Genomic DNA, 7,731 nt, shown 5'->3' on the forward strand with positions numbered 1-7,731 from the left:
CTTACAAAGATTGTAACGGAAAACCGCCTCACTGTCTGCCCATTTTTTTCACAAATGAGGAACCGATCCGGCTGTACTCTTCCATTTCCTCCTTGGGAACCATGCTTCCGCCGGTACCCCACACAAGGTGCACGGCATTTTCCATCTCAAGCCCCCGCTCTTTTATATAACGGTTACCGGCTTCGGTCTGAACGAACTTGACGGCTCCGGCCATACCGGCGAGTGCAGAGGGTTCAAGGCTCTTATTCTCGGCCGCTCTTAATTGATAAAGCAGTGAAAAAAGCGTGCCGTCATCAGCGGTATAACAGCCGCTGAGTACAGGCTCCATCAGAGGGCCGGCCAGTCCGGACGGCCTTCCTACCGCAAGTCCGTCGGCGGCTGTTTGATTATCAAGGCCGATATCCTGCACGCTGATTCCGTCATGCAAGCCGGAAAACAGTCCTAACAGCATACAGGGTGAATGCGTCGGCTCACCGAAAAAAATATGGACATGCCCGCCATAGATCAGCTTTAGCGCAAGCGCGACGCCGCCCGGGCCTCCTCCGACCCCGCACGGCAAATAAACGAAAAGCGGTTCATCTGCACCCGGCTTTATGTTCATTTGATCGAGCTGCTTTTTCACACGGCTTCCCGCAACGGCATACCCCAGAAACAGATCCCGGGAATGCTCATCATCAATAAAATAACAATAAGGGTCCTGCTTCGCCTGCATGCGCCCCTCTTTGACAGCCAGACTGTAGTCTGCTTCATATTCGATGACGCGAACCCCCTTTTCCCGGAGCAGCTCCTTTTTCCACTGCTTTGCGTCACTGGACATATGAACGGTCACACAAAAGCCGAGCTTCGCGCCGATTATGCCGATACTCAGACCTAAATTGCCCGTAGAACCGACGGCTATAGAGTATTTTGAGAAAAAAGCGGTAAACCGTTCCTCAGTCAATATGCTGTAATCATCGTCTGTTGAGAGCATTCCCGCTTTTAAAGCGAGATCTTCAGCATGCTTCAGCACTTCATAAATCCCGCCGCGCGCTTTAATAGAACCGGAAATCGGAAGTTCATTGTCGCATTTCAAAAGCAGACGCCCGGGGAAAGCCTGAGCGGCGCTTTGTTCCAGACGCTTTTTCATTTCATTGATGAAGACAAGCGGAGACTCAATGAGGCCTCCCGCCGCTTCCGTCTCCGGAAAAGCCGACGCGATATAAGGCGCAAACCGGCGCAGCCTTTCTTCCGCTTCGGCAATCTCCTTTCTCCATTCAGCGCCATTCTTTACTGGATCATCGGTTTTATGCGGGTTGATCCAAAATACTTCACGCGCCTCTGCCATTTGCCTGACTAAAGGCTCTGTCATCAATGCCTTGTGTATATCCAGGTCGGACATTCCTTTCTCCCCCTTGTTACTTTTTCTTTAATGCGCGGCCGGCCAGTTTTTCTGTAAACGAAGGGAAAAGCTGATACAGCTTCGTCCCGAGGCTCATCCATCGCGGAAGATTCATTTCCCGTTTATCCGTCAGAATTACGGATGTAATACGCTCTGCCACATGGTCGGCATCAAGCATCCATCTGCCGACGCTTTTCACATAACCGCCCTCTTTATCTGCAATTGTAAAGAAGTCTGTTTTGATCGGACCGGGATTAACCGTTGTCACGGCTACACCCGTACCGGCCAGCTCAAGCCGCAGCGCATTGGAATACCCTAAAACGGCGTGTTTCGTAGCGGAATAAAGGCTTGATTTCGGCGTCGCCAATTTGCCGGCCTGTGAGGCGATATTGATAATATGGCCGCTTTTCGCATGAAGCATCACCGGAAGACAGGCCTTCGTACAGGCGATTAATCCGAAGACGTTCACTTCAAACATCGCCTTCATATCCTCCAAAGATGAATCAGCGGCCGTTTCAAAAATACCGAAGCCGGCGTTGTTGATTAATACGTCAACATGACCGATCAAACGCCTTACGTTTTCAGCCTCTTCTGCATGCCGGACGTCAAACGGAATGACATCACACTGTCCGCCGCGCGCGGTAATCGTTTTTTTCACTTCCTGCAAGCGGTCCTCCCGCCTGGCGGATAAAAAAACATGAGCCCCTTCTGCCGCACAGGAATATGCAAGCCGTTCTCCGAGTCCGCCGGATGCTCCGGTGATCCAAATCCGCTTATCCGTTAATCTGCCCATTTCCTTCACCCCTTCACAGCTTTAAACATCAGAGTTTTTCCCGACTGAAAGGATTCAGCCTCCCCTTTTGCAGCCAGTACGTCAAGATGGCCGATCGTTTCTGACATCGTTAAAAACAATTCATTTTCATACACAGCCGGAAACAGCCGCCGGCATACCTGGAAAGCCGTCAGCGTTTCCTCTGACAACAGGCGCAGCACATATTCCGACCGGTTTCTCTGTTTTTCAAGCCGCCTGTCAAAAGCAGGCTTTACGTCCGTCAGCAGATCGCCGTGTCCCGGATATAAAAGGGACGGGTTTACGTCATACAGCCGCTTCATTGAGTTCAAGTAGTCGAGCATCGGGGCCGCGCGCACGCCCCCCTTTTCCGGAGCTTCCAGAATCGGATTGGTGGAGCTGTTGGACAAAAGCAGATCGCCGCTGAACATTTCACCGCTTTTTTCATGGTAGAGCGCAATGTGAGAAGCGGCATGACCCGGGATTTCGAGCACCGTCCAGCCGTTAAGCCCGTCGATTTTCCCGCCTTCTTCCACTGTTTTCGTTAACGGACGGTTTGCAGAAAATAAGTACGACAGCTTAACTGTTTTATGTATGTCTTCAGGCGTCAGGGGAACGCCCATTTCAGTCATAAGCGACAGAAAAAAGTCCTCCTGCCGGGCGATATACGACTGATCCTGAGTAATGTACCTGTCATTCAGCGGATGCCCGATCACTTCCGTATCCTCGGAAAAAAGGTGCAGCAGACCTGAATGATCTGCGTGATGATGAGTGAGCACCACCTGTTCTATATCCGCCGCAGAAACGCCGTGTTCCTTAAGCTGAAATGAGAGCGATTCAGCCGCTTCCTTTGTATTCGGGCCGCAGTCAATAAGGGTTAAGGCTTCATCTTTTATTAAATAAACGATAACGTCGCCGACTGCAAACGGAGTCGGCACACGTATCGGAATGATCTTTCTCGCTGCCATGTTTACGCTCCTTCGTTCTTTTCATTCCTGAATAATCATATTTTAGCGTTTTCTTTTCACTGTGTCATTATTGCCGCATATCGGAAAAAAAGATTGACATCCCGCTCTTTCGCATAGCATAATGAACAACAAACTAGAAAACACGGAACGCGATGACGAGGAACTAGTATATAAACAACGGCAGCAGAGAGCAATGTCCCCGGCTGAAAGACATTGCGGCCCTCTTGTTTACAGAACCTGCCCTCAGAGCGGTTAGGAAAACCTAAACGTATCCCTCGTTACGGGATTTGAGCTGAGCACGGCTGATTCGTGCTAATGTAAGGTGGTACCGCGAAACCTTTTCGTCCTTTTTGACGGGAAGGTTTTTTTGTGTTTTAGAAGAAGGAGGATTTATATGAAGAAAATCGGTTTTATCGGGGCCGGATCAATGGCGGAAGCAATGGTGAACGGACTGCTGCAAAGCGGAATGACAGCCCCCGGACATATATATATGACAAACCGGTCAAATGACAGCCGGCTTGAAGAGCTCCAAAAAACGTACGGAGTGAAACCGTGCCGGGATAAAGAAGAGTTTTTCAGCAATACCGACATTATTGTTCTCGCCTTTAAACCGAAAGATGCGGCAGAAAGCATTGAGAACATTCGCGAATACGTGAAAGATCAGCTTGTGATTTCTGTCATCGCGGGGCTGACGATTCACACGATTCAGCAATATTTCGGCAGAAAGCTCACCATCATCCGGGCGATGCCGAATACATCCGCGGCCATTCAGCAATCGGCGACCGGTTTTTCCGCAAGCTCTGAGGCGAGTGAAGCTGAAATCCGGACGGCAAAAGAGCTTCTGGAAACAATCGGAGAAGCGACGCTCTTTGAAGAAAAACACCTTGATGCCGTCACAGCCATTGCCGGAAGCGGTCCCGCCTATGTGTACCGGTATGTGGAAGCGATGGAAAAGGCCGCCGTTCAAGCCGGCCTGCCGGAAGAAACGGCAAAAGAGCTGATTTTACAAACCATGGCCGGGGCGACGGAAATGCTCAGAACAAGCAGCAAACGGCCTGAACGCCTGCGTAAGGAAATCACAAGCCCGGGCGGCACGACTGAAGCAGGCCTTCGCGCATTAGACGAGCGCCGCTTTGAAGAAGCCATCATGCACTGCATCGCAAAAACCGCAGCCCGGAGCGCCGAAATTAAAGAACAATTCGCAGGCTCCGTTCTGCAAAAGACGGACCAGTCATAAAGCATGGGGGCATCCCATGCTTTTTTCATTCTGTTTAACTGCCGTATAAGCGGCTGATTCTCTCTTTTACTTCAGGAAGATGGAATGTGGCTTCGTGCATGTTTACCTCTTCCTCAACCGCTTTTGTCAGCTCTCTTTTGATCCGTGCGGTCACATTGGTTTTCAGCGCAACCAGTGAGGCTCTCGGTTTATCCGCCAGCAACCGGGCCAATTCGCGGCCTCTTTGAAGGGCGTCTTTTTTCGGCAGCACTTCAAACGGAACACCCCGTTTTTCCAGAGCGGCGCCGCTGAAATTCGCGGCCGTAAACAGCATTTCTTCCCCGAGGACAATTCCCAGTTTTTCAGGCACAATATACGTCGCGCCCATTCCCGGTGTAAATCCGTACTTCATATAATTACAAGAATAAAAACTCTCTCTGCTTAAAATGACGAAATCCGAGCTCAGACCGATCGTAAAGCCGGCTCCGATCGCATGCCCCTGCATGACGGAAATCACAGGGATCCTGCAATCCAATAAAAGACTGTGAAGCTTTAAATCTGTAAATTGAAGCTTTCCGCTCTGAATGGTCAAAAGCCCCTCCTGCGTTCCTCCCGTGCAGAAATAATTTCCGTAACCCGTCAGAAGGACAGTTTTATAGGACGGATGGGCATTGATGTCTTGGAATACCCGGTGCAGCTCTCTTACAAACTCTTCTGACAGCCCGTTTTTCCCGGCCGTATCCTGCATTGTGACCTGCACAATGCCCGGTTCTGTTTCCTGTACATCAATCATTGGATTCATGTGTATTCTCCGTTTCTTTAAAAATACTCAAGCCTTTCCGGCTCTTATACTAGGTCGTCCATTCATACTTTCTGTGAAACTCTTTTATTTCAGTCAGCACTAATCGCGTTTTTCCTTGATGCGCATTCGGGATGTCTGCTGCGGGCGCGGCATTTCTTGTGCCGAATTTTACGATGCCGCTGTCTTGGAGCAGCCGGTCATAATCAGTCATTGATAAACGGACGCGTTCATCCAAATGCCGGCTGATCTGAAATTGATTCTGCCGCGCACGGCTTTGCGGCATAACGACACCGCTGTAAAATTCAGAGCAGCAGCCCGAACCGTATGAAAAACAGCCGACGCGTTTCGGCGTTTCAAAAGAGCCGTTATCAATCGTGCTGGCAAGAGATAAAAATACGGTGGCCCCCATGATGTTGCCGACGCGCTGACAGTATTGAATCCCAGGCAGCACGCGTTGCTGAAAATCCGCTTCAATGTCCTGCGGCTTAGCCTTTGCCAATTTTCTCATCATCGTCCGATGCGCTCCTTTTACCATTCCGCCAAACGGAGTATGAAAAGAAAGGTATTGAAATGTATTCTTATAATCCGCCCCGCTCACACGCTTTCGGTATTCCTGAAATGAATTTTCACAGCAATCCAAATAAGACATGAGCGACAGATCAGCATCCCCCGCTTCACTATCCGGAATCGGGCGGCAGGTATCCATGACTTCATACCCGTAATACCCGCTTGCACCTTGATCAAGCAAAAAGACATGAGGGGTGCTGCTGACTAAAAGCGCGACAGCTCCCGCCCCCGCACTCGGTTCGGCATAGGACCATTCCTCCGTCAACGCGTCACCGCCTTCAGCCACTAAAAAGCGGGAAATATCCGTTCCGATGATGAGCGCTTTCGCTCCCGGCGATGTTTGCGACAAGATGAAATTCACGCCCATTTGAAACCCGGCCGTTAAAGAATAGCAAGCCTGCTTCACCTCAAATAACCGGCAATTCCGCTTCAGCTGCAAATAATCATGGACATAGGTACTGATGGATTTGCCAAAATCAATCCCGGATTCCGTACAGGTAATGACCATTTCAATCTGATTCCGTTCCTCATCTGACAGAGAATCGATAATCGGTTTTGCGGCATTTACGGCGAACGTAATCGGATCTTCAAACGGAAGCGCCACCACTTTTTCTTTCATCAGCAGGTTCTCAAACCTTTTTTTATCCAGGTTCCGATGTTCCGCAAGCTCCATGACGTCTACATACGCGGTTCCGCCAAACACGTTCATTGCTTCGATTCCTACATTCATTTCTCCAAGCCCCCAGAGTAAAGAGGCTTCCCGTGAAGCCTCTTTTATTTTTTCGTTCAAAACTCAACAAGCAGCCTGTCAACGCCGTGAAATACAGGGCTCGGAACCAGATTCGGCTCTTGATCCTCAGTAAAACGCCATGCGGGCATCTGTTCAAAAAAGTGGGAAAGCGCGATTTTCGCTTCAAGCCGGGCCAGCGGCGCTCCTAAGCAATAATGGCTGCCCTGACCGAATGACAGGTGCTGATTCGGCTTTCGTCCCAAGTCAATCTGATCGGGATTTTCAAACTTCTTTTCATCTCTGTTCGCCGATCCAATCCACGCATATACTTTTTCTCCGGCCGGAATCGTTTTTCCGCCAATCTCGCTCTCAACCGCGGTGTAGCGGGTTACCCGCTGAATGGAAGGTCTGAGGCGGATGACTTCCTCAATAAAGTCAGGAAGGAGCGCCTTATTTTCAAGCAGCCGGGGCAGAATATGCGGGAACTCCTTGAGACTGAGAAATGAATTTCCGATCACATTTTCCGTCGTTACGTGCCCCGCGACGATCAACAAGCCGCAAAAACCGATTAATTGCTTGTCTGACAGCGGCTCTCCGTCTAAATCAGCTGAAATTAAATGGCTGATTAAATCATTTTGCGGCTGTTTTCTCCGCTGTAAAATAAACTGCATAAAGTATCCGATCATCTGCTTTTGCACTTCATTCATTTTCTTTTCATCTTTTACATTCTGGCTTTGGTCGACCCAGCTTTTAAAGATATCCCTGTCTTTCGGAGGAAATCCTAAAAGCTCTGCGATCACGATAATCGGAAGCGGAAATGCGTAATCTTCAATAATGTCCATCCTGCCTTTTGAACGGACGGCCTGAAGCAGGTCATCAGCGATCGCGGCTATACGCGGTGCAAGAGACTCAACCGATTTCGGCATGAACGGCTGATTGACCAATTTTCTGAAGACGGTGTGTTCAGGCGGGTCCATTTTCAAAAGGCTGTCTTTGTTAATATGCCGGATCATTTTTTCCTGCTTGTCCGCACTTAAGTATTTATGATCGGAAGAAAAATGACTGTAGTCAGAAATCACCCGCTTCACTTCATCATAGGTGAAGATTTCCCAGCAATCTTCCTTTTCATTGTAATGAACGGGAGAGGTTTCTCTCATCGTTTGGTACCACTTGTACGGCTGCTGCTGTCTGATTTTTGTTAAACTGGTCATTTTCATTCCTCCAAGATGTGTCCAAGATTTGAAATGACCCGCCAAAGCTTACGAGTAAACCCGGCGGGC

7 protein-coding genes are annotated in these 7,731 nt (G+C 49.5%); 1 reads left to right on the top strand and 6 read right to left on the bottom strand.

What is annotated here, in order from left to right:
* Nucleotides 1-28: 28 nt before the first annotated feature.
* The 3 genes from dsdA to L3V45_RS11515 are packed head-to-tail and all read right to left on the bottom strand — an operon-like array spanning nt 29 to nt 3,136.
* Nucleotides 29-1,378: a D-serine ammonia-lyase gene (dsdA, locus tag L3V45_RS11505; RefSeq protein ID WP_079005015.1), complete on the bottom strand. Its 1,350-nt coding sequence runs from the start codon at nt 1,376-1,378 to the stop codon at nt 29-31.
* Nucleotides 1,379-1,394: 16 nt separating this feature from the next.
* Nucleotides 1,395-2,171: an SDR family NAD(P)-dependent oxidoreductase gene (locus tag L3V45_RS11510; RefSeq protein WP_025852789.1), complete on the bottom strand. Its 777-nt coding sequence runs from the start codon at nt 2,169-2,171 to the stop codon at nt 1,395-1,397.
* Nucleotides 2,172-2,176: 5 nt separating this feature from the next.
* Nucleotides 2,177-3,136 carry an MBL fold metallo-hydrolase gene (locus tag L3V45_RS11515; RefSeq protein WP_194468763.1) on the bottom strand — a complete coding sequence of 320 codons (960 nt, stop codon included), beginning with the start codon at nt 3,134-3,136 and terminating at the stop codon, nt 2,177-2,179.
* Between the two features lie 394 nt (nt 3,137-3,530).
* On the opposite strand from L3V45_RS11515, the gene proC reads away from it, so the two are divergent.
* A complete protein-coding gene (proC, locus tag L3V45_RS11520) occupies nt 3,531-4,373 on the top strand; it encodes a pyrroline-5-carboxylate reductase (RefSeq protein WP_043867261.1) in 843 nt (280 codons plus the stop codon).
* A 34-nt stretch (nt 4,374-4,407) separates the two neighbouring features.
* Here proC and L3V45_RS11525 read toward each other — a convergent pair whose 3' ends face one another.
* The 3 genes from L3V45_RS11525 to L3V45_RS11535 are packed head-to-tail and all read right to left on the bottom strand — an operon-like array spanning nt 4,408 to nt 7,662.
* On the bottom strand, nt 4,408-5,154 hold the full coding sequence (locus tag L3V45_RS11525) for a polyketide synthase (protein WP_014305356.1): 747 nt from the start codon (nt 5,152-5,154) through the stop codon (nt 4,408-4,410).
* Between the two features lie 49 nt (nt 5,155-5,203).
* Nucleotides 5,204-6,451: a hydroxymethylglutaryl-CoA synthase family protein gene (locus tag L3V45_RS11530; RefSeq protein WP_024085561.1), complete on the bottom strand. Its 1,248-nt coding sequence runs from the start codon at nt 6,449-6,451 to the stop codon at nt 5,204-5,206.
* 56 nt (nt 6,452-6,507) lie between these two features.
* Nucleotides 6,508-7,662 (bottom strand): cytochrome P450, encoded by a 1,155-nt coding sequence (locus L3V45_RS11535; protein WP_058906165.1) that lies wholly within the window; start codon nt 7,660-7,662, stop codon nt 6,508-6,510.
* Nucleotides 7,663-7,731: the final 69 nt, after the last annotated feature.

The sequence above is a fragment of the Bacillus sp. R45 genome, assembly GCF_021729365.1.
Lineage (GTDB): Bacteria > Bacillota > Bacilli > Bacillales > Bacillaceae > Bacillus > Bacillus velezensis.

Excerpts from the sequence above, each read along its gene's own strand:
- dsdA (WP_079005015.1), bottom strand. The coding sequence starts at position 1,378 with ATGTCCGACCTGGATATACACAAGGCATTGATGACAGAGCCTTTAGTC.
- L3V45_RS11510 (WP_025852789.1), bottom strand. The coding sequence starts at position 2,171 with ATGGGCAGATTAACGGATAAGCGGATTTGGATCACCGGAGCATCCGGC.
- L3V45_RS11515 (WP_194468763.1), bottom strand. The coding sequence starts at position 3,136 with ATGGCAGCGAGAAAGATCATTCCGATACGTGTGCCGACTCCGTTTGCA.
- proC (WP_043867261.1), top strand. The coding sequence starts at position 3,531 with ATGAAGAAAATCGGTTTTATCGGGGCCGGATCAATGGCGGAAGCAATG.
- L3V45_RS11525 (WP_014305356.1), bottom strand. The coding sequence starts at position 5,154 with ATGAATCCAATGATTGATGTACAGGAAACAGAACCGGGCATTGTGCAG.
- L3V45_RS11530 (WP_024085561.1), bottom strand. The coding sequence starts at position 6,451 with ATGAATGTAGGAATCGAAGCAATGAACGTGTTTGGCGGAACCGCGTAT.
- L3V45_RS11535 (WP_058906165.1), bottom strand. The coding sequence starts at position 7,662 with ATGACCAGTTTAACAAAAATCAGACAGCAGCAGCCGTACAAGTGGTAC.